Source organism: Nocardioides sp. Iso805N (genome assembly GCF_000364605.1).
In the GTDB taxonomy this organism is placed as follows: Bacteria; Actinomycetota; Actinomycetes; order Propionibacteriales; family Nocardioidaceae; genus Nocardioides.
On the sequence record NZ_KB822576.1, the window covers coordinates 623,298 to 642,068 of the forward strand.

Annotated in this window: 19 protein-coding genes and 1 riboswitch; of the genes, 5 read left to right on the forward strand and 14 right to left on the reverse strand. The window is 69.6% G+C overall.

Translation table 11 applies throughout. The annotated features are described in order from the left end of the window. Positions 1 to 2: 2 nt before the first annotated feature. The 4 genes from H036_RS0107290 to gatC form a co-directional block, all read right to left on the reverse strand. Positions 3 to 1,082 carry a hypothetical protein gene (locus H036_RS0107290; RefSeq protein ID WP_020485878.1) on the reverse strand — a complete coding sequence of 360 codons (1,080 nt, stop codon included), beginning with the start codon at positions 1,080 to 1,082 and terminating at the stop codon, positions 3 to 5. A gap of 73 nt (positions 1,083 to 1,155) precedes the next feature. Beyond that, a riboswitch (cobalamin riboswitch) is annotated at positions 1,156 to 1,315 on the reverse strand. Between the two features lie 92 nt (positions 1,316 to 1,407). Beyond that, complete coding sequence (gene gatB / locus H036_RS0107295) at positions 1,408 to 2,910, reverse strand: Asp-tRNA(Asn)/Glu-tRNA(Gln) amidotransferase subunit GatB (RefSeq protein WP_017934129.1); 1,503 nt, start codon at positions 2,908 to 2,910, stop codon at positions 1,408 to 1,410. A gap of 3 nt (positions 2,911 to 2,913) precedes the next feature. After that, positions 2,914 to 4,425 carry an Asp-tRNA(Asn)/Glu-tRNA(Gln) amidotransferase subunit GatA gene (gatA, locus tag H036_RS0107300; RefSeq protein WP_017934130.1) on the reverse strand — a complete coding sequence of 504 codons (1,512 nt, stop codon included), beginning with the start codon at positions 4,423 to 4,425 and terminating at the stop codon, positions 2,914 to 2,916. Beyond that, complete coding sequence (gene gatC / locus H036_RS0107305) at positions 4,422 to 4,721, reverse strand: Asp-tRNA(Asn)/Glu-tRNA(Gln) amidotransferase subunit GatC (protein WP_017934131.1); 300 nt, start codon at positions 4,719 to 4,721, stop codon at positions 4,422 to 4,424. Before gatC ends, gatA begins: the two co-directional genes overlap by 4 nt. 88 nt (positions 4,722 to 4,809) lie before the next feature. On the opposite strand from gatC, the gene H036_RS0107310 reads away from it, so the two are divergent. After that, positions 4,810 to 5,079: a hypothetical protein gene (locus H036_RS0107310; protein WP_017934132.1), complete on the forward strand. Its 270-nt coding sequence runs from the start codon at positions 4,810 to 4,812 to the stop codon at positions 5,077 to 5,079. After that, entirely contained in the window at positions 5,076 to 5,477 is a 402-nt protein-coding gene (locus H036_RS0107315; RefSeq protein WP_017934133.1) for a PIN domain-containing protein, read from the forward strand. Before H036_RS0107310 ends, H036_RS0107315 begins: the two co-directional genes overlap by 4 nt. A gap of 2 nt (positions 5,478 to 5,479) precedes the next feature. Here the strand turns inward: H036_RS0107315 and ligA are convergent, their stop codons facing one another. Further along, a complete protein-coding gene (ligA, locus tag H036_RS0107320) occupies positions 5,480 to 7,684 on the reverse strand; it encodes an NAD-dependent DNA ligase LigA (protein WP_017934134.1) in 2,205 nt (734 codons plus the stop codon). 165 nt (positions 7,685 to 7,849) lie between these two features. Here ligA and H036_RS0107325 point away from each other — a divergent pair, with 165 nt between their 5' ends. Next, positions 7,850 to 8,440: a TetR/AcrR family transcriptional regulator gene (locus H036_RS0107325; RefSeq protein ID WP_017934135.1), complete on the forward strand. Its 591-nt coding sequence runs from the start codon at positions 7,850 to 7,852 to the stop codon at positions 8,438 to 8,440. A 1-nt stretch (position 8,441) separates the two neighbouring features. Next, positions 8,442 to 10,007 carry an MFS transporter gene (locus H036_RS0107330; protein WP_017934136.1) on the forward strand — a complete coding sequence of 522 codons (1,566 nt, stop codon included), beginning with the start codon at positions 8,442 to 8,444 and terminating at the stop codon, positions 10,005 to 10,007. A gap of 83 nt (positions 10,008 to 10,090) precedes the next feature. Here H036_RS0107330 and H036_RS0107335 read toward each other — a convergent pair whose 3' ends face one another. The 4 genes from H036_RS0107335 to H036_RS0107350 form a co-directional block, all read right to left on the reverse strand. Further along, a complete protein-coding gene (locus tag H036_RS0107335; protein WP_017934137.1) occupies positions 10,091 to 10,654 on the reverse strand; it encodes a type 1 glutamine amidotransferase domain-containing protein in 564 nt (187 codons plus the stop codon). Between the two features lie 87 nt (positions 10,655 to 10,741). Next, a complete protein-coding gene (locus tag H036_RS0107340) occupies positions 10,742 to 11,824 on the reverse strand; it encodes a hypothetical protein (RefSeq protein ID WP_017934138.1) in 1,083 nt (360 codons plus the stop codon). Between the two features lie 26 nt (positions 11,825 to 11,850). Next, positions 11,851 to 12,990, reverse strand: a complete 1,140-nt coding sequence (gene mnmA, locus H036_RS0107345) for a tRNA 2-thiouridine(34) synthase MnmA (RefSeq protein ID WP_036487755.1) — start codon at positions 12,988 to 12,990, stop codon at positions 11,851 to 11,853. Positions 12,991 to 12,997: 7 nt separating this feature from the next. Beyond that, positions 12,998 to 14,206, reverse strand: coding sequence for a cysteine desulfurase family protein (locus H036_RS0107350; RefSeq protein ID WP_017934140.1), 1,209 nt, complete (start codon positions 14,204 to 14,206; stop codon positions 12,998 to 13,000). Positions 14,207 to 14,280: 74 nt separating this feature from the next. On the opposite strand from H036_RS0107350, the gene ppk2 reads away from it, so the two are divergent. Further along, positions 14,281 to 15,171: a polyphosphate kinase 2 gene (ppk2, locus tag H036_RS0107355; RefSeq protein WP_017934141.1), complete on the forward strand. Its 891-nt coding sequence runs from the start codon at positions 14,281 to 14,283 to the stop codon at positions 15,169 to 15,171. A 65-nt stretch (positions 15,172 to 15,236) separates the two neighbouring features. Here ppk2 and H036_RS0107360 read toward each other — a convergent pair whose 3' ends face one another. The 5 genes from H036_RS0107360 to H036_RS0107380 form a co-directional block, all read right to left on the reverse strand. Further along, positions 15,237 to 15,545 carry a DUF3349 domain-containing protein gene (locus H036_RS0107360; RefSeq protein WP_017934142.1) on the reverse strand — a complete coding sequence of 103 codons (309 nt, stop codon included), beginning with the start codon at positions 15,543 to 15,545 and terminating at the stop codon, positions 15,237 to 15,239. 25 nt (positions 15,546 to 15,570) lie between these two features. Further along, the gene (locus H036_RS0107365; RefSeq protein ID WP_017934143.1) at positions 15,571 to 15,900 is read right to left on the reverse strand and encodes a hypothetical protein; all 330 of its coding nucleotides are present in this window, start codon (positions 15,898 to 15,900) and stop codon (positions 15,571 to 15,573) included. 55 nt (positions 15,901 to 15,955) lie between these two features. Next, positions 15,956 to 17,176 carry an inorganic phosphate transporter gene (locus tag H036_RS0107370; protein WP_017934144.1) on the reverse strand — a complete coding sequence of 407 codons (1,221 nt, stop codon included), beginning with the start codon at positions 17,174 to 17,176 and terminating at the stop codon, positions 15,956 to 15,958. A 78-nt stretch (positions 17,177 to 17,254) separates the two neighbouring features. Next, on the reverse strand, positions 17,255 to 17,539 hold the full coding sequence (locus H036_RS0107375; protein WP_017934145.1) for a hypothetical protein: 285 nt from the start codon (positions 17,537 to 17,539) through the stop codon (positions 17,255 to 17,257). Further along, entirely contained in the window at positions 17,536 to 18,768 is a 1,233-nt protein-coding gene (locus tag H036_RS0107380; RefSeq protein ID WP_017934146.1) for an inorganic phosphate transporter, read from the reverse strand. The genes H036_RS0107375 and H036_RS0107380 overlap by 4 nt, the downstream gene beginning before the upstream one ends. Between the last annotated feature and the right edge of the window lie 3 nt (positions 18,769 to 18,771).

The following is an 18,771-nucleotide window of genomic DNA, read 5'->3' on the forward strand; positions in this document are numbered from 1 at the left end:
GCTCAGGAGCAGTTGCCTGCGTCGAGATACTGCAGTGCCGGAGCGGCCTGCGTCGTCGAACGGCGCCACTGGTCCTGGGTGTCGACGGTGATGCCGGTCGACTTAGCAGCGGCAAGTGTCGCCTTGTCGTAGGCGATTGCGCCCTTGGCCGAAGCGAGTGCGCCGGTCGCCTTCTTCTTGCTCACCTGCAGCTTCGCCACCCAGGTCGCCGCCTTGCGAGCCTGCTTGCACTCGCCGGCGCCGGCCAGCGCTGAGGCAGCCAAGCCGGTGCTGTTGGCGTTGGGGGTCGCGGTAGAGGTGCCGCCGATGAAGGAGCCGTTCTTCGCCTGGTGCCTACGCAGCCAGCGCACGGCCTTCTTCTCAGCCTTCTTGACCTTCTTGCTCTGGTGCGGCAACGACTGCAGACTGAGCAACGCCGAGGAGGTGGCGTCCGGGTCCGGCACGCTGATGGTCTTCGGGTCACCCGCGTCGCACGTCTGCGGAGCGGTCGGGTCGGCGAAGTAGAGCCGGAAGTAGCCAGCGGAGCACTGCTGCTCGAGCAGGTACTTCAACACCGGCTTGGCCTTCTTGGGCGCGTCGGCGGCCAGAGCCTGCGCGGCGAGGGCCTGACCGAGGGTGTTCGCGTAGTCCCCGTCGGTCGAGACGTCGCTGATCCGGCCCTTGGTCGCGCCGGAGGTCGACACTGTGCTCTGCAGCAGCTTGACCAGGTTCGCGCCGCCGAACTTCTTCGGGTTGGCGCCGAGGGCGTCGGCGGTGACGACGGCCTTGGCGACCGAGCCTGCGTAGAGGTCCGTGGGGCTGATGCCATGGATCCAGTCGTCGACGTGGCTGGCGAGCGCCTTGCGGGTGGTCTTCAACTTCTTGTTGCTCGCGCCGAGCTGCTTGAGCGCGAGGGCCGTGTCGGCCGTCAGGCCGTAGTCGTCGAAGTCGTAGGACGAGTTGTGGATCAGACCACCGGTGAGCTGGCCCTTGAGCCAGGTGTGGGCGTTGGCGGTCGACGCCGGCGTGGCGTTGGCCGCGCCCGCGGTGATGATGAGCAGCCCGGCGGACGCGACGGCCGCCGACTGGAGAAGCTTGCGCATGGATGGTTCCTTCCCGCTGCTGGCAACGGGCGGACCGCGAGGAACCGACCCGCTGCTTTCCTCGACAGCGATGTGGTCAAGACGCGCCGCGGCAGGTGCTCCGACTTCCCACTGAGCCCTCCAGAGGCTCGGGGTCACGGTTGCGGGTCAGCGCCGGAATCTCACCGGCTTCCCCCGACACGGGCGTGTTGGTTGTTGAGGCCCGAAGCGTAACCCCGAGCGGGCTGGCACGACCAACCCGCCCACGAAGGGGTAGTCCGGGGCGCAAATCAGGCCTACCGACAGGTAGGTGCTGATTTGCGCCCCGGACTATCCCAGGAACGGGCTAGGCCAGCTTCTCGATGATCAGCTGCTGCACCCGAGCGGCGTCGGCCTGGCCCCGGGTCGCCTTCATCACCGCACCGACGATGGCGCCTGCAGCCTTGTGGTTGCCGCCCCGGATCTTGTCGGCGATGTCCGGCTGTGCCGCCAGCGCCTCCTCGATCGCGGTCAGCAGCGGGCCGTCGTCGGAGACGAGCGCGAGGCCGCGCTTCTCGATGATCTGCGCCGGCGTACCCTCCCCGGCGAAGAGGCCGTCGAACACCTGACGGGCCAGCTTGTCGTTGAGGGTGCCCTCGTCGATCAGCTGCTGCACCTCGGCGACCTGCGCGGGCGAGACACCGGCCGAGGCCAGCTCGACACCTGCCTCGTTCGCGCGGCGGGAGATCTCCGAGAGCCACCACTTGCGGGCGGCCTGCGGCGCAGCACCGGCAGCAACCGTCTCCTCGATCAGCTCGATGGCGTCGGCGTTGATGACGTCGCGCATCTCCAGGTCGGTGTATCCCCACGATGCCTGCAGCCGGGCCCGGCGCTCGGCCGGCGGCTCGGGCAGGGTCGTCCGCAGCTCGTCGACCCACGCCCGCGAGGGAGCCACCGGCACCAGGTCCGGCTCGGGGAAGTAGCGGTAGTCCTCAGCGTCCGACTTCTCCCGGCCCGGCGAGGTGGTGCCGTCGTCCTCGTGGAAGTGACGGGTCTCCTGCAGCACCGATCCACCGCTGAGCAGCACACCGGCGTGACGCGACATCTCGAACCGCACCGCGCGCTCCACCGAGCGCAGCGAGTTGACGTTCTTCGTCTCCGAACGGGTGCCGAGCACCTTCGAGCCCTTCGGCGCCAGCGACAGGTTGACGTCGCATCGCATCGACCCCTGGTCCATGCGTACGTCGGAAACGCCCAGCGCCTTGATCAGGTCGCGCAGCGCACTCACATAGGCACGGGCCACCTGCGGCGCCTTCTCCCCCGCGCCGAGGATCGGCCGGGTGACGATCTCGATCAGCGGGATGCCGGCACGGTTGTAGTCGATCAGCGAGTAGTCGGCGCCGTGGATGCGGCCCGTCGAGCCACCCACGTGGGTGGCCTTGCCGGTGTCCTCCTCCATGTGCGCGCGCTCGATCTCGATCCGGTAGGTCTCACCCTCGACATCGACGTCGAGGTAGCCGTCGAAGGCGATCGGCTCGTCGTACTGCGAGGTCTGGAAGTTCTTCGGCATGTCCGGGTAGAAGTAGTTCTTCCGCGCGAAGCGGCACCACTCCGCGATCTCGCAGTTGAGCGCGAGACCGATCCGGATCGCCGACTCGACCGCCTTGGCGTTGACCACCGGCATCGCGCCGGGCAGCCCCAGGCAGGTCGGGCAGACCTGGGTGTTGGGCGCCCCACCGAAGGTGGTCGGGCAGCCGCAGAACATCTTGGTGTTGGTGTTCAGCTCGACGTGGACCTCCAGGCCCATCGCCGGGTCGAACTTCTCCAGGACCTCGTCGAAGTCGATCAGGCCGGGCAGCGTGTCGCTCATCGCTCAGTTCTCCTTGTACGCCGGGGGCACGATCTGGCCGCCCCACTGCTCGAAGAGGGCCGTCTCCAGCGCCGCGCCCACCCGGTAGAGGCGGGCATCCTCGAGCACCGGCGCGAGGAACTGGACACCGGTCGGCAGTCCGTCCTCGGGCGCGAGCCCCGAGGGCAGCGAGATGCCCGGGACACCGGCGAGGTTGGCCGGAATGGTGGCGAGGTCCTGCAGGTACATCGACAGGGGGTCGTCCACCTTCTCCCCGATCGGGAACGCCGTGGACGGTGCGGTCGGGCTGACCAGCACGTCGACCTGCTCGAAGGCCTTCTTGAAGTCCTCGATGATCAGCGTGCGGATCTTCTGCGCCTGACCGTAGTAGGCGTCGTAGTAGCCACTGGACAGCGCATAGGTGCCGATCATGATCCGGCGCTTGACCTCGTCGCCGAAGCCGGCGTCGCGGGAGACCTTCATGACATCCTCGGCCGACGGCGAGCCCTCCGGGGTGACACGAAGGCCGTAGCGCATCGCGTCGAACTTGGCGAGGTTGGAGGAGCACTCGGCCGGCAGGATCAGGTAGTAGGCCGCCATCGCGTGCACGAAGCTCGGCAGCGAGACCTCGACGATCTCAGCCCCCATCTGGCGCAGCAGCGCGACCGACTCCTCGAACCGCTGCATCACGCCGGTCTGCCATGCGTCGCCGGCCAGCTCCTTGACCACACCGACCTTGACGCCGGCGAGGTCCTTGGTGCCGCCCTGGCGGGCGGCCTCGACCAGACCGGTCACCGGGGTGGGGACCGACGTGGAGTCCTTCGGGTCGTGGCCGCCGATCAGCTCCTGCAGCAGGGCCGAGTCGAGCACCGTGCGCGTCACCGGACCGACCTGGTCCAGGCTGTTGGCCAGCGCGACGAGGCCATAGCGGCTGACGCTGCCATAGGTCGGCTTCACGCCCACGGTGCCGGTCATCGCGCCGGGCTGGCGGATCGAGCCGCCGGTGTCGGTGCCGAGCGCGAGCGGCGCCTCGAACGCTGCCACCGCCGCGGCCGAGCCGCCGCCGGAGCCACCCGGGATGCGGGTGTGGTCCCACGGGTTGCGGGTCGGGCCGTAGGCGCTGTTCTCGGTGGAGGAGCCCATCGCGAACTCGTCCATGTTGGTCTTGCCGAGGATGGGCAGGCCGGCCGCCTTGAGCTTGGCCACGACCGTCGCGTCGTAGGGCGGGACCCAGCCCTCGAGCATCTTCGAGCCGCAGGTGGTCGGCAGGCCGATCGTCGTCAGCACGTCCTTGACCGCGATCGGCACGCCGTCGAGCTCGTGCAGCGGCGAACCCGAGGCACGTCGCTCGTCCGAGGCCATGGCCTGAGCGAGGGCACCGTCGGCGTCGACGTGCAGGAAGGCGTGCACGCCCTCCCCGCCGTCGTCGACCGCGGCGATCTGGTCGAGGTGGGCCTGGGTCAGCTCGACACTGGTGACCTCACCTGCGGCGAGCGCGGCTGCCTGCTCCGCGGCGGTCCGGTAGATCCAGCTCACTGCTCATCCCCCAGGATCCGCGGCACGGAGAACTTGTCGTCCTCCTTCGCCGGCGCCCCCGCCAGCGCCTGGACGGGCGTCAGGCCGGGCACCACGACGTCGTCGCGGAAGACGTTGGTCATCGGGATCGGATGGGAGGTGGCAACGACGTCGTCGCCGGCCACGCCCTGGATCGAGGCGACCGACTCGAGGATCACGTTGAGCTGCGGAGCGAGGTGCTCCAGCTCGGCGTCACTCAGGTCGATCCGGGCGAGGTCGGCCAGGTGGCGCACCTCGTCACGGGAGAGTTCAGGCATGGCGCCCATCCTAGTGGCGGCCACCGACAGTCGGCGGACGCCCTAGGAGAGACCTCGTGTAGCACGGGTCCGGCGTTACACTGATCTCATGGCGAACCTGACGATCACCGTCGATGAGGCGACGCTCAAACGAGCCCGGATCCGAGCGATCGAGCGCGGCGAGTCGGTCAACAAGTTCCTGGCGGAACAATTGCGGAAGTACGCAGATGACGACACCGAGGAGCAGCGTTGGCGTGAGGACCGCGATCGGATGCGGGCGATCGCCGAGAAGTACGCCGGCCACCGCAGCACTCGAGCCTGGACGCGTGACGAGCTCTACGAAGAACGGTTCGAGCGCTACGGGAAGCCGTCGGCATGACGGTCTTCCTCGACACCAATGTCATCGCCTATCGGTTCGACGACCGGGATCCGGCCAAGCGCGATCGTGCCTTGGCCCTGATCGACGGCTCGTCATCGCGCCCCTGGATCAGCACCCAGGTGCTCATCGAGCTGCACAACGTGCTGGTGCGCCACCTCCGGTACACCCGCGAGGAGGCACGGGAGATCGTCGAGTCGAACGGCTATCACGTGCAACCCGCCGACCTCGGGCTCGTCTACGACGCTGTAGCCACCGCGTCCCGCCACCAGATGCGCGTCTACGACGCGATGATCCTCGAGGCCGCCGTCCGGGCCGGCTGTGACGAGCTGTGGACCGAGGACCTGAGCACCGGTGCCACGCTGCGCGGCATACGCATCATCAACCCTTTCGCCGACTGATCTCAGCCTTCGCTCGGATCCTCACCCACGCCCGCCGGTCCCCCAGCGAGCAGCGCGGCGAACCCGTCCTCGTCGAGGACGCGCAGGCCCAGCTCCTCGGCCTTCTCCGCCTTGGAGCCGGCGTTATCGCCCACCACGACGTAGTCGGTCTTCTTCGACACCGAGCCGGCGGCCTTGCCGCCGCGGCTGATGATGGCCTCCTTCGCGGAGTCACGGGAGAAGCCCTGCAAGGAGCCGGTCACGACGACCGTCAGCCCCTCGAGAGTGCGCTCGAGGGACTCGTCGCGGGCGTCCTCCATGACCACCCCGGCAGCGAGCCACTTCTCCACGATCTCGACGTGCCACGGCTCGCGGAACCAGGCGACGAGCGAGTCGGCGATCACGCCGCCGACTCCGTCGACCTCGGCGAGTCTGCTCCGGGCGCTGACCGCCTCGGCCGACGCGGTGGTGACGACGTCGCCCAGGTCGCTGGACGCCTCGTCGGCATCGGGGTCCACCTCGACCGAGACAGCCTCGTCGGCCGTCCGCACGACCTCGCGCAGCGCTGCCATCGAGCCGAACTCGGTGGCGATCGCGCGCGCGGCCGACGGGCCGACGTGACGGATGGAGAGCGCGACCAGGACGCGCCACAGAGGCACGCTCTTGCGTGCGTCGAGGTTGGTCAGCAGCTTGTGGGCGTTCGCGGTGAGCTGGGGACCGTCTTCACCCTTCTTGGGGGCGCGAGTGAACAGGGGTGTCCGGCCCAGCTTCGTCTCGTCGAGGTCGAAGATGTCACCCTCGTTGCGCAGCGCACCTGACTCGAGCAGCGCGACGCAGGCCTCGTAGCCCATCCCCTCGATGTCGAAGGCGCCCCGACCCGCGACGTGGTTGACGCGCTCGGTCACCTGGGCAGAGCAGTAACGGTGGTTGGGACAACGGCGGTCCTTGTCCCCCGCCTTCTGCTCGACCAGCTCGGTGCCGCAGGCCGGGCACACCGTCGGGGGCACCCACTCGGGCAGGCCGTCGGGCCGCAGGGCGAGCACCGGACCGAGGATCTCGGGGATGACGTCACCGGCCTTGCGCAGCACGATCGTGTCCCCTGGCCGCACGTCCTTGCGGGCCACCTCGTAGAAGTTGTGCAGCGTCGCCATCTCGACCGTCGAGCCGGCGACCTTGACCGGCTCCATCACGCCGTACGGCGTCACCCGGCCGGTCCGGCCGGTGTTGACCTCGATCGCCAGCAGCCGGGTATTGACCTCCTCGGGCGGGTACTTATACGCGATCGCCCAGCGCGGGGCACGGGAGGTCGATCCGAGGCGGCGCTGCAGCCCGACGTCGTCGACCTTGATCACCACGCCGTCGATCTCGTGGCTGAGCACCTGCGGGTCGTGCCGGTGCTCGGCGAAGTAGGCGATGAACTCCTCCACCGCCGCCAGGTCGGGCACCACCTTGACCTTGTCGGAGACCGGGAGGCCCCAGCTCGCGAGCGCCGCGTAGGCCTGCGACTGGGAGACCGCCTCGAAGCCCTCGCGGGCGCCGACGCCGTGGCAGACCATCTCGAGCCGCCGCGCCGCGGTGATGGCCGGGTCCTTCTGCCGCAGCGAGCCGGCGGCGGTGTTGCGGGCGTTGGCGTAGAGCGGCTTGCCCGCCGCCTCCTGCTCTGCGTTGATCTCCTCGAACCGCGCCGTGGGCAGGTAGACCTCGCCGCGCACCTCGATCAGCGCCGGCACCGGATGCTCGGCCGATCCGGTCAGTCGGTGCGGGACACCGGCGATCGTGAGCACATTGGGTGTGACGTCCTCGCCGGTGCGACCGTCGCCGCGGGTGAGCGCCCGAGTCAGCCGGCCGTCCTCGTAGAGAAGGTTGATCGCCAGACCGTCGAACTTCACCTCGCAGAGCAGCTCCGGCCGGGTGCCCGCGTCGCGGACGACCCGCTCATACCAGCCTGCCAGCTCCTCGAAGGAGAAGGCGTTGTCGAGGCTCTCCATCCGCTGGAGGTGGTCGAAGGAGGCGAAGTCGGTGAACGCCTTGCCCATCACCCGCTGGGTCGGGCTCGCGGAGGTAACCAGCTCCGGGTACTGCTCCTCGAGCTCCCCCAACCGGCGCAGTAGCACGTCGTAGTCGGCATCGGTGAGCGTCGACGAGCCGTCGCGGTAGTAGGCGTCGGAGGCTGCTTCGATCTGGGCCGACAGATCGGCGTGGAGGCTCGCGGGGCTCTCGTCGGTCATGGACACATCTTGCCGCTACCCACCGACAGGATGCTCGCCGCACGGACCGGTCTAGACCGGGTCGAGAAAAACGCGTTGGTCGGGAATGAAACGACGTCGTACTATCTTGTCCAGATGAAACGAAACCGTTTCGTTTCATCTCTGTGACTGGAAGGGGTCCTCCAGGTGAACCTGGCTCGTGCTCTGCACCGCCCGCGGATCGAGGGCGAACGCGAACAGGAGATCCTCGAGACGGCCCTCGCCATCCTCGCCGAGGTTGGCTACGACCGCATGACGATGGACGCCGTCGCCGCTCGGGCGAAGGCGTCGAAGGCCACGCTCTACCGGCGCTGGTCGTCCAAGGCGAAGCTCGTCATCGACGCGCTGCACGCCAACAAGTCCACCACCGACCTGCCCGACACAGGCAGTCTCAAGGGCGACCTGGAGGCTGCTTTCTGCGGGCTCGGCGGCCTCACGGACCCGCAGATGCTCGCCACGATGAGCAGTGTCATCACCGCCATCGGCCGCGACGAGGAGTTCGCCGGGGAGTTCCGGGAGCACTTCATCGGGGCCAAGCTCGAGGCCAGCCGCACCATCTGGGAGCGCGCGCGCAAGCGCGGCGAGCTCCGCCCCGACCTCGACGTCGACCTGCTGAGCCACGCCCTTGCGGGCGTGGTGATGCACCGCGCCTTCATGCTCGGCGAACCCGCCACCGAAGACCTGATCACTCGGGTGATCGACCAGATCATCTTGCCCGCTGCTACTCACAAGGACTGACATGACCACGACCGACGCCACAAGCGTCGACCAGCGCACCGGTCAGCACCGACACCTCGGATGGGCTCTCGTGCTCATCTGCGTCGCCCAGCTGATGGTGGTCCTGGACTCGACCATCGCGAACATCGCGCTGCCCTTCATCCAAAAGGACCTCGACTTCTCCGCCGCCACCCTCACCTGGGTGGTCACGGGGTACTCCCTCACCTTCGGCGGACTGCTGCTCCTCGGCGGCCGCCTCGGCGACCTCTACGGCCGCCGCAACGTCTTCATGATCGGCCTCATCGTCTTCGCCATCGCCTCGCTCGTCGGCGGCGTGGCCCAGACCGAGGCGATGCTGCTGATCTCGCGCGGCTTCCAGGGTGCGGCAGCTGCCCTCGCGGCTCCCTCCGCGCTGGCGCTGATCACCACCACCTTCCCCGCAGGCCCCGCTCGCAGCCGGGCGTTCGCCGTGTACGCCGCGATGTCCGGCATCGGTGCCGCCGTCGGCCTCATCCTGGGTGGATGGCTCACCGGCCTGCACAGCGTCTTCGGTCTCTCCGTCGACGGCTGGCGGCTGACCTTCCTGATCAACGTCCCGATCGGCATCGTGGCGGCCCTGCTGGCGCCGCTGCTGCTGGCCGAGTCGGAGCGTCACCGCGGTGAGCTCGACGTTCCCGGCGCCGTGACCGGCACCGCCGGCCTGCTCGCCGTCGTCTACGGCCTGACCCGCGCCGGCAGTCACGGCTGGGGCAACACCCAGACCCTCGTGTTCCTGATCGGCGGCGTCCTGCTGCTGGCGATCTTCGCCTTCATCGAAACGCGGGTCGAGCACCCGCTGCTGCCGTTCCGGATCTTCGCCAGCCAGACCCGCGCCTCGTCGTTCGTCGCGATGATGCTGCTGCCCGCCGCGATGTTCGCGATGTTCTTCTACCTCTCGCAGTACGTCCAGCTGGTCAAGGGCTACAGCCCGCTGCACACCGGCGTCGCGTTCCTGCCGTTCTGCTTCGGCATGGTGATCGCGGCAACGCTCTCCTCGGCGCTGGTCAGCAAGATCGACCCGCGCTACCTGGCCGGCATCGGCACCCTGATCGCGGCGATCGCACTGTTCGGCTTCTCCCGGATCCCGCACGACACCTCGCTGCCGATCCAGGCCGTCCAGGGCGACTACTGGACCCACATCTTCCCGTGGATCACCGCGATGTCCTTCGGCATGGGCCTCACCTTCGTGACCGTCACGCTGACGGCGGTGCACCACCTTCGTCCCGAGGACTCGGGCATCGGCTCCGGCGTGCTGAACACGATGCAGCAGGTCGGCGGCGCGCTCGGCCTGGCGATCCTGTCGACCGTCGCGACCCACGTGATGACCAACGACACCGCCCGGATCACCAAGGACGCCGCAGGTCAGGGCAAGCCCTCCCCGGACGTCCTGGCCACCATCCAGCAGCAGGTCTTCGCCCACGGCGCGACCACGGCCTTCCTGGTCGGCTCGGTGATGGCACTCGTCGGCTCGGTGATCATCTGGCTCTTCCTCAACGTGAAGCACACCGAGCTGGCCACCGACGGCCCCGAGGGCGTGCACGCGGGCTGACGCAACAGCGACGACCCCCGCATCACCACGAGCGGGCGCAGACCCCACAGGGTCTGCGCCCGCTCGGCGATTTCAGCCCTACGTCAGGCTTTATCGATCGCCTTCTCGACCGCCTTCTCGATCGCCGTCACGAATGCCGGCAGATCGTCAGGCTTGCGGCTGGTGATCAGGTTGCGGTCCACGACCACTTCCTCGTCCACCCACGTCGCGCCCGCGTTGCGCAGGTCGTCGGCCAGGCTGGGCCAGCTCGTCAGACGTCGGCTCGCCGCACGGCCGGCGGAGATCAGCAGCCAGGGTCCATGGCAGATCAGCGCGAGCGGCTTGCCGGCCTCGTCGAACGCCTTGACCAGCGCCTGCGCCTCCGGCTCCAGTCGGATCCGGTCCGCGTTGACGGTCCCGCCAGGCACCACGAGTACGTCGGTGCCAGCGACGTCCACGTCCGCGAACGTGCCGTCGACCTCCACCTTCTGTGTCGGCTCGGTGTCCCCCTCGGTCGCCTGGATCGGATCGCGCTGGGTCGAGTAGACCTTCACCTCGGCCCCCGCCTCGCGCAGCCTGTCGCGCGGCACGACCAGCTCGGCCTCCTCGAAGAAGTCGGTCGCGATGATGGCCACCTTGGTGCCGCTCAGGCTCGCCCGGTCGGACATGACTCTCCCTCCATCGTGGGTCAGGGCAGCGGATGCAGCTGCCTGCCACCTGGTACCCGCGACGCGACGACGCGATGCCGCCCGTCGTCAGTCACTCAGGGAGGTGGCGGAGGTCCGCGCCAGCGCCATCGCCCGGCGGCTCCACGCCTCGCCCGCACCGGCGAGCCCGCACGTCGGGGTGATCGCCAGGGAGACCTCGTGCGGGTCCAGACCGACCATGTCCAGCCAGCGCAGCACCCGCTCGGTGACCTGCTTGTCCGAGAGCGGTGCGTCGGGATCCAGGGACGGTACGACGCCGAGCGCCACCGTCTCCCCCGCTTCCAGCGCCTCAGCAAGCTGGTCGTGATCTCCTGCGCTCAGCTGGGACAGGTCGACGGCGAGCCCGCGAGCTCCCGAGGCCGCGGCGGAGCCCGTGCCGGCCTCTCGCATAGCTCCCCGCAGCAGGCCGAGCGGCGTGCCGGGCGCACAGCTGTGCACCCACGGCTCGCCGCCCTCCTCGACGATCGCGCCGAGCACCCACTCCAGTGCCTGGGACGCCTCGGGCGGGTGGATCGAGCGGTGTCGCCCGAAGCCGCTCGCTGTCGGGACGCGTCCCGCGAGCACCGCCGCCAGTGCGGGCTCGTCGAGCTGCACGATCAGACGCGCGGCGCCGGGGAGCCTTCGGCGTACGTCGTTGAGGTGGTGGCGCACGCCCTCGGCGAGAGCCTGGGCCAGCTCGCGTCGGGCGCCATGGTCGGCGAGCAGCCGATCACCGCGAGGCCGCTCGACGCTCGCGGCCAAGGTCCAGGGGCCGGTCACCTGGATCTTGAAGGCGCCGCCCGCTCGAAACTGCCCCGTGCCGTCCGCCAACTCCTCGAGCGTGTCGAGATCCTGACCGAGCAGGGAGCGCGCCCGGCGCTGGTCGACCCCCGGCGAGCCGGTGGAGCCGGTCAGTCGCCACCCGGCCGGCTGCAGGTCGGCATCGAGGTCGGCCAGTACGGCGAGGGTGCGGCCGACCATGCCGGCGATCGCACCCCGGGCGGCCAGCTCGGGCAGGTGCGGCAGGTCGGGCAGCTCGCCCAGGACGACCCGGACGGCCTCGGCGAAGTCTTCACCCGGCAGCGAGCCGATCCCGGTGGCCAGCACCCGCGTCCCGGACGATCCGGTGGGCGACTCGCCGGCATCCGCCACCGTTTCGTACGGTGCGCGCGAATCAGTCACAGGCCGACCCGCCCGGTCGAGGCGATCGTCGCCGAACCGACCACGCGGCTGCCGTCGTAGATCACCGCGGCCTGGCCGGGCGCGATGCCGTAGGCCGGGTCGAGCAGCTCGATCGCCACCCGCTCGCCATCGACGGACACCACCGCGCGGTGCTCCTGGCCGTGCGCGCGCAGCTGCACCGCCACGTCGCCCCCGTCGAGAACCGATGGCGCCGAGCCGCACCAACGCGGCTTGACGCCCTCGATCCGATCGACGGCGAGGTGCTCGCGCGGGCCCACCGTCACCGTGCCGGACACCGGCTCGATGTCCAGCACGAACCGCGGCTTGCCGTCGGCGGCCGGCACGCCGAGCCGCAGCCCGCGACGCTGGCCGATGGTGAACGCCACGGTCCCCGAGTGGCGGCCGACCTCGGCGCCGTTCTCGTCGATGATCGCGCCATCGGTGTTGGGTAGTCGTTCGCCGAGCTTCTCCTTGAGCCAGCCGGCGTTGTCGCCGTCGGCGACGAAGCAGATGTCGTGGCTGTCCGGCTTGTCGGCGACCAGGAGGCCGCGGCGTGCCGCCTCCTCGCGGACCAGCGGCTTCGGCGTGTCACCGAGCGGGAACAGCGAGTGCCGCAGCTGGTCCTGGGTCAGCACGCCGAGCACGTAGCTCTGGTCCTTCGCCATGTCCGAGGCGCGATGCAGCTCGACCCCGTCGGCACCCTCGCGCACGACTGCGTAGTGGCCGGTCACGACCGCGTCGAAGCCCAGCGCCAGGGCGCGATCGAGCACCGCGGCGAACTTGATCTTCTCGTTGCAGCGCAGGCACGGATTGGGTGTGCGTCCCTCCGCGTACTCGGCCATGAAGTCCTCGACCACGTCCTCGTGGAAGCGCTCCGACATGTCCCAGACGTAGAACGGGATGCCGATCACGTCCGCGGCGCGGCGGGCGTCGTTGGCGTCCTCGATGGTGCAGCAGCCCCGCGCCCCCGAGCGGTACGACGCCGGGTTGCGCGACAGTGCCAGGTGGATGCCGGTGACGTCGTGCCCGGCCTCGACGGCGCGCGCGGCGGCGACGGCCGAGTCGACACCGCCGGACATGGCGGCGATGACCCTGCGACGCGGCTCGTTCCTCGTCGGCTCGGGGACTGCCCTCATCGGCATCTCACCGCAGCCCCGCAGACCTCGCCCGGTCGACGCACGGGCCGATCGCCGCGACGAGCGCATCGACGTCCTCGACGGTCGAGGTGTGGCCGAGCGAGAAGCGCAGCGAGCTGCGGGCCTCGTCCTCGGAACGGCCCAGCGCGAGCAGGACGTGGGAGGGCTGGGGCACCCCGGCCGAGCAGGCTGAGCCGGTCGAGCACTCGATGCCCTGGGCGTCCAGCAGCATCAGCAGCGAGTCGCCCTCGCAGTCGGGGAAGGAGAAGTGGGCGTTGCCGGGCAGCCGGTCGATCCCCGCCGCGTCCGGCGCAGCGCCGTTGAGCACGGCATCGGGCACGGCGCCGAGGACGCCCGCCACGAGTCGGTCGCGCAGCGCGCCGACGCGAGCGGCGTACGCGGCCTGCTCCTTGACCGCCAGCTCGACCGCGGCAGCGAACCCCGCGATGGCAGGTACGTCGATGGTCCCGCTGCGCACGTCCCGCTCCTGGCCGCCGCCGTGCAGCAGCGCCGTCAGCTCGAGCTCACGCCTGGCAAGCAGGGCGCCGACGCCGTAGGGGCCGCCGACCTTATGCCCGGTCAGGGTGAGCGCGTCGACTCCGACGGCGGCGAAGTCGACAGGCACGGCGCCCACCGCCTGCACCGCATCGGTGTGCACCGGTACGCCGTACGCCCGGGCGACCTCGACCACCTCGGTGATGGGCTGGAGCGTGCCGACCTCGTTGTTGGCCCACATCACCGAGATCAGCGCGACGTCGTCGGGCGAGCGCTCCAGCGTCTCTCGCAGCGCTGCCACCTCGAGGCGACCGTCACGGTCGACCGGCAGCAGCTCCACGGTCGCGCCGGGGTGGCCGTCGCGCGGCTCGGTGAGCCAGTGCAGCGGGTCCAGGACGGCGTGGTGCTCGATGCCGGTGCTGAGGATCCGGACCCGCCTCGGGTCGGCCGTGCGACGCGACCAGAAGACGCCCTTGAGGGCCAGGTTGTCGGCCTCGGTGCCGCCGGAGGTGAAGACGACCTCGCCCGGCCGGCAGTCCAGTGCCTGAGCGATCGTCTCGCGGGACTCCTCCACCACTCGGCGGGCGCGACGGCCCGAGGCGTGCAACGAGGAGGCGTTGCCCACCTCGAGGAGGTGGGCACTCATGGCCTCGACAGCAGCCGGCACCATCGGGGTGGTGGCGGCGTGGTCGAGGTAGACGGTCCGCGGCGCACGAGTCATGACGAGGCAAGACTACGGCGGAGCAGGTCACGGTTCGTAACCCGCCGTTCAACCTCTGCCCCTAGGTTGCCCCCATGATCGAGGACCTGCGCGCCTACATCGACCGTCTCCAGACCGCCGGCCACTCCATCGGCGAGGACCATGACGACGATCCGATCCTGATCGACCCGTCCGGTCGGGCGGTGGACACGTGGCGGGAGAACTACCCGTACGACGAGCGCATGGAGCGGGCCACCTACGACATCGAGAAGTACGAGCTGCAGGTCGAGCTGATCAAGTTCCAGAACTGGCAGCAGCGCACCGGGCACCGCCACGTCGTCCTCTTCGAGGGCCGCGACGCCGCCGGCAAGGGCGGCACGATCAAGCGGTTCATGGAACATCTGAACCCGCGCTACGCACGGACCGTCGCGCTGGTGAAGCCGTCCGAGCGCGAGCGCTCGCAGTGGTACTTCCAGCGCTACATCGCGCACCTGCCCGCCGCCGGCGAGCTCGTGCTCTTCGACCGGTCCTGGTACAACCGCGCCGGGGTCGAGCGCGTGATGGGCTTCTGCTCCGACGAAGAGTACGAGACCTTCATGGACCAGGCACCGCGCTTCGAGAAGATGCTGGTCGAAGCAGGCATCTCAGTGACGAAGTTCTGGTTCTCCGTCACCCAGTCCGAGCAGCGGACCCGCTTCATCATCCGGCAGATCGACCCGGTCCGACAGTGGAAGCTCTCCCCCATGGATCTGGAGTCGCTGGACCGGTGGGACGCCTACACGGCGGCCAAGGAGGAGATGTTCCGGCGCACGGACACCAAGACGGCGCCCTGGATCACGGTCAAGTCCAACGACAAGAAGCGCGCCCGGCTCAACGCGATGCGCCACTTCCTCTCGCAATTCGAGTACGACGGCAAGAACCCCGACGTGGTCGGCGTGCCGGACCCCCGGATCATCAAGCGCGGCAAGCAGGCCGTCGGCGACTGAGGTCGACCGCACGCCGAGCCTGTCGAGGCGCCTCGACCGTCCGCCGAGCCTGTCGACCGTCCGCCTCAGGCCAGATCCGCCTCGAGCGGCCAGCCGCCGCTGGCGAGCATGCCCGAGACTCGCTTGAGGTCATCGGGCGTGCAGCGCTGGAAGGCATGGTCGCGGACCATCGCTCGGATGTCCTCAGCAGTGACAGGTACGTCGCCGGCCGAGACCGACTGCAGCGCCAGATCGTCGGCGATGGCCTCGATCTCACCGTCGGTGAGCTTGCGGCGCAGCACGCCCAGCACGGGCGGGTAGTCGGCAGGCGGGATCCCCTGCGGGTAGCCCGCCTTCAGCCATTCCAGGACTCGCGAGACAGGAGAGTTGCTCATGCGGGTCCTCGCTCGCTGCGCCCGTTCATGACTTCGCCGTGATCGTCGGGATGATGTGACCGAAGGAGATGTCCTTGCCCTGTCCGCTGGCGATGACGAACACCAGACCGGCCACGATGCCGTAGGCGACCACCAGGAACAGGATCACGGCCAGCACCTTGCCGACCGGGTTGCCCGAAGACGCCGCCGTACCTGTGCCGCCGTCGACCGCCTCGCCGCCGGCGCCCCACGCCAGGGATCGGATGCCGAGCGCGAAGACGGCTGGCAGACCCGCGCCCAGCACGAGGCTGGCCACCAGGACCTTCCAGAGCGCCTCGCCGGCCAGCCGGACGTCGTCACCGAACGCGCCGCTCATCGGAGTCCCCGTCCGCTGCGCCGGGCGGCCAGGGGAAGCGAAGTGATGGAGTGGTTCATACGGCTGCTCCCGTCGGGGTGTTCGGGGAGGCAGTGGTGCTCTCCCACTCGTCGTTGACGTTGTGCGCGCCGACCGGCGTTCGACGCGACCGGGTGAAGAGATAGCCGGCGACCACGGCGAGCACCGCGAACTCGACGATCGAGCCCACGGCCAGGCCGAAGAGGTTGCCCAATCCCCACATCGCGGCTCCCACGATCGCAGCGGCGGGGAGGGTGAGCAACCAGCCGACGCCCATCCGGCCCGCCACACCCCAACGCACCTCGGCGCCCGGCTTTCCCAGCCCCGTGCCGAGGATCGAGCCCGTTGCCACGTGGGTGGTGGAGAGCGCGAAGCCGAGGTGGCTCGAGGCCAGGATGACCGCGGCCGAGGCGGACTCGGCGGCCACGCCCTGCGGCGACTCGATCTCGACCAGGCCCTTGCCGAGCGTGCGGATGATCCGCCAGCCCCCGATGTAGGTGCCCGCCGCGATCGCAACGGCGCAGGACAGCTTCACCCAGAACGGGATCGAGGTCAGGCTGGTCCAGCGGCCGGTCGCGATCAGCGCCAGCGTGATCACGCCCATCGTCTTCTGTGCATCGTTCGTACCGTGCGCCAGGCTGACCAGCGAAGCCGTACCGACCTGACCCCAGCGGAACCCGCTCTCGGTGAAGCGGGCTGCGACACCGACGATGATCCGGTAGATCAGCCAGGTGCCGGTGCCCGCGACCAACCCCGCCACGAGGGGCGAGGCCACGGCAGGCAGCAGGATCTTGCCGACGACGCCGTCGGGCTGGGTGCCGTCGCCGACCCAGTTCACGCCGTTCCAGCCCAGCGAGGCGATGGTCGCCCCGATCAGGCCCCCGAACAGGGCGTGCGAGGAGCTCGACGGAAGGCCGAGCAGCCAGGTCAGCATGTTCCACACGATCCCGCCGATCAGACCCGCCAGCACGATCGCCAGCAGCACGTCCCCGGGCACCGTCAAGGCGTCGGTGGCGGAGGTGGCGCTGCTGTCGAACGTCTTGACCACCGCGTTGGTGACGGTCAGCGCCACCGAGACGGAGAGGAAGGCACCGACCAGGTTCATCACCGCCGAGATGGCGACGGCGACGCGCGGCTTGAGCGCACCCGTCGCGATCGAGGTCGCCATCGCATTGCCGGTGTCGTGGAAGCCATTGGTGAAATCGAAGCCGAGTGCCGTCACCACGACGAGCACCAGCGTCAGCGTCTCTGCACTCACGCAATGAGCGTGCCTGCTCCATCACCGCAGGGGCAGGGGCCGACGGCTGTGTTCGCCGACTGTTCAGGCCCGCTTAACTCAAGCCGGCTTCTCGGTGATCTGCGGGATGACGTGGGTGAAGGAGACATCCTTGCCCTGCCCGCTGGCGACGATGAACAGCAGCCCGGAGACCACGCCGTAGGCCACCACGAGGAGCAGTACGCCGGCGACCGCGCGGCCGATGATCACCCGCCCGCTGGCCAGCGAGCGGATGGCGAGGGCGAAGACGGCCGGCAGACCGGCGCCGAGGATGAGGCTGGCGAGCAGCACCTTCCAGAGGGCGTCCAGGGCCAGCCGGACGTCCTGTCCGAATGCGTCGCTCATCGGTTGCCTCCCCGCACGAGGTCGGCCGGGACGTTGGGCGCGGCCTGGTCGATCTCCCAGGCATCGGTGACGTTGTGCGCTCCCACGTCCTGCCGGCGCGAGCGGAGGTAGAGGTAGCCAGCGACGCCGAGCAGCACCACCACCTCGACAACCGAGCCCACCGCCAGACCGAAGAGGTGGCCCACGATCCACATCGTGCCGCCGACGATCGCGGCGGCCGGGACGGTGAGGAGCCAGGCACCGACCATGCGACGCGCCGTACTCCAGCGGACGCTGGCGCCCGGCTTGCCGAGCCCCGCGCCCACGATCGAACCGCTGGCGACGTGGGTGGTGGAGAGCGCGAAGCCGAGGTGGCTCGAGGCGAGGATGACCGCGGCGGTCGAGGCATCGGCCGCCACGCCCTGACGCGGCTCGATGTCGACCAGGCCCTTGCCCAGGGTGCGGATGATCCGCCAGCCGCCGAGGTAGGTGCCGAGCGCTATCGCGACGGCGCAGACGACCTTCACCCAGAGCGGGATCGAGGTCAGGCTGTTCCAGTGGCCGGTCGCGATCAGCGCCAGGGTGATCACGCCCATCGTCTTCTGCGCATCGTTGGTCCCGTGCGCCAGGCTGACCAGCGAAGCCGTGCCGACCTGACCCCAGCGGAACCCGCGGTTGACCTGCTTCACGGCCACCCCGGCGACGATCCGGAAGACCGCGAACGTGCCCAGGCAGGCCACGAGCACGGCCACGACCGGGCTCGCCACGCCGGGCAGCAGGATCTTGCCGACCACGCCGTCGAGCTTGGTGCCGTCGCCGACCCAGTTCACGCCCTCCCAGCCGCTGCTGACGATGGTCGCGCCGATCAGGCCTCCCAGCAGTGCGTGCGAGGAGCTCGACGGCAGGCCGAGCAGCCAGGTCAGCATGTTCCAGACGATCCCGCCGATCAGCCCCGCCAGCACGATCGCCAGCAGCTTGTCGCCGGACATCGTCAGCGAGTCCTGTGCCGAGGTCGCGTGCGAGTCGAAGGTCTTGACCACCGCATTGGTCACGGTGAGGGCGACCGAGACCGAGAGGAACGCGCCGAGGAGGTTCATCACCGCCGAGACGGCCACTGCGACGCGGGGCTTGAGCGCCCCTGTGGCGATCGAGGCGGCCATCGCGTTGCCGGTGTCGTGGAACCCGTTGGTGAAATCGAAGCCCAGTGCGGTCGCGACGACCAGCACCAGCGCCAAGGTCTCTGCACTCACGGG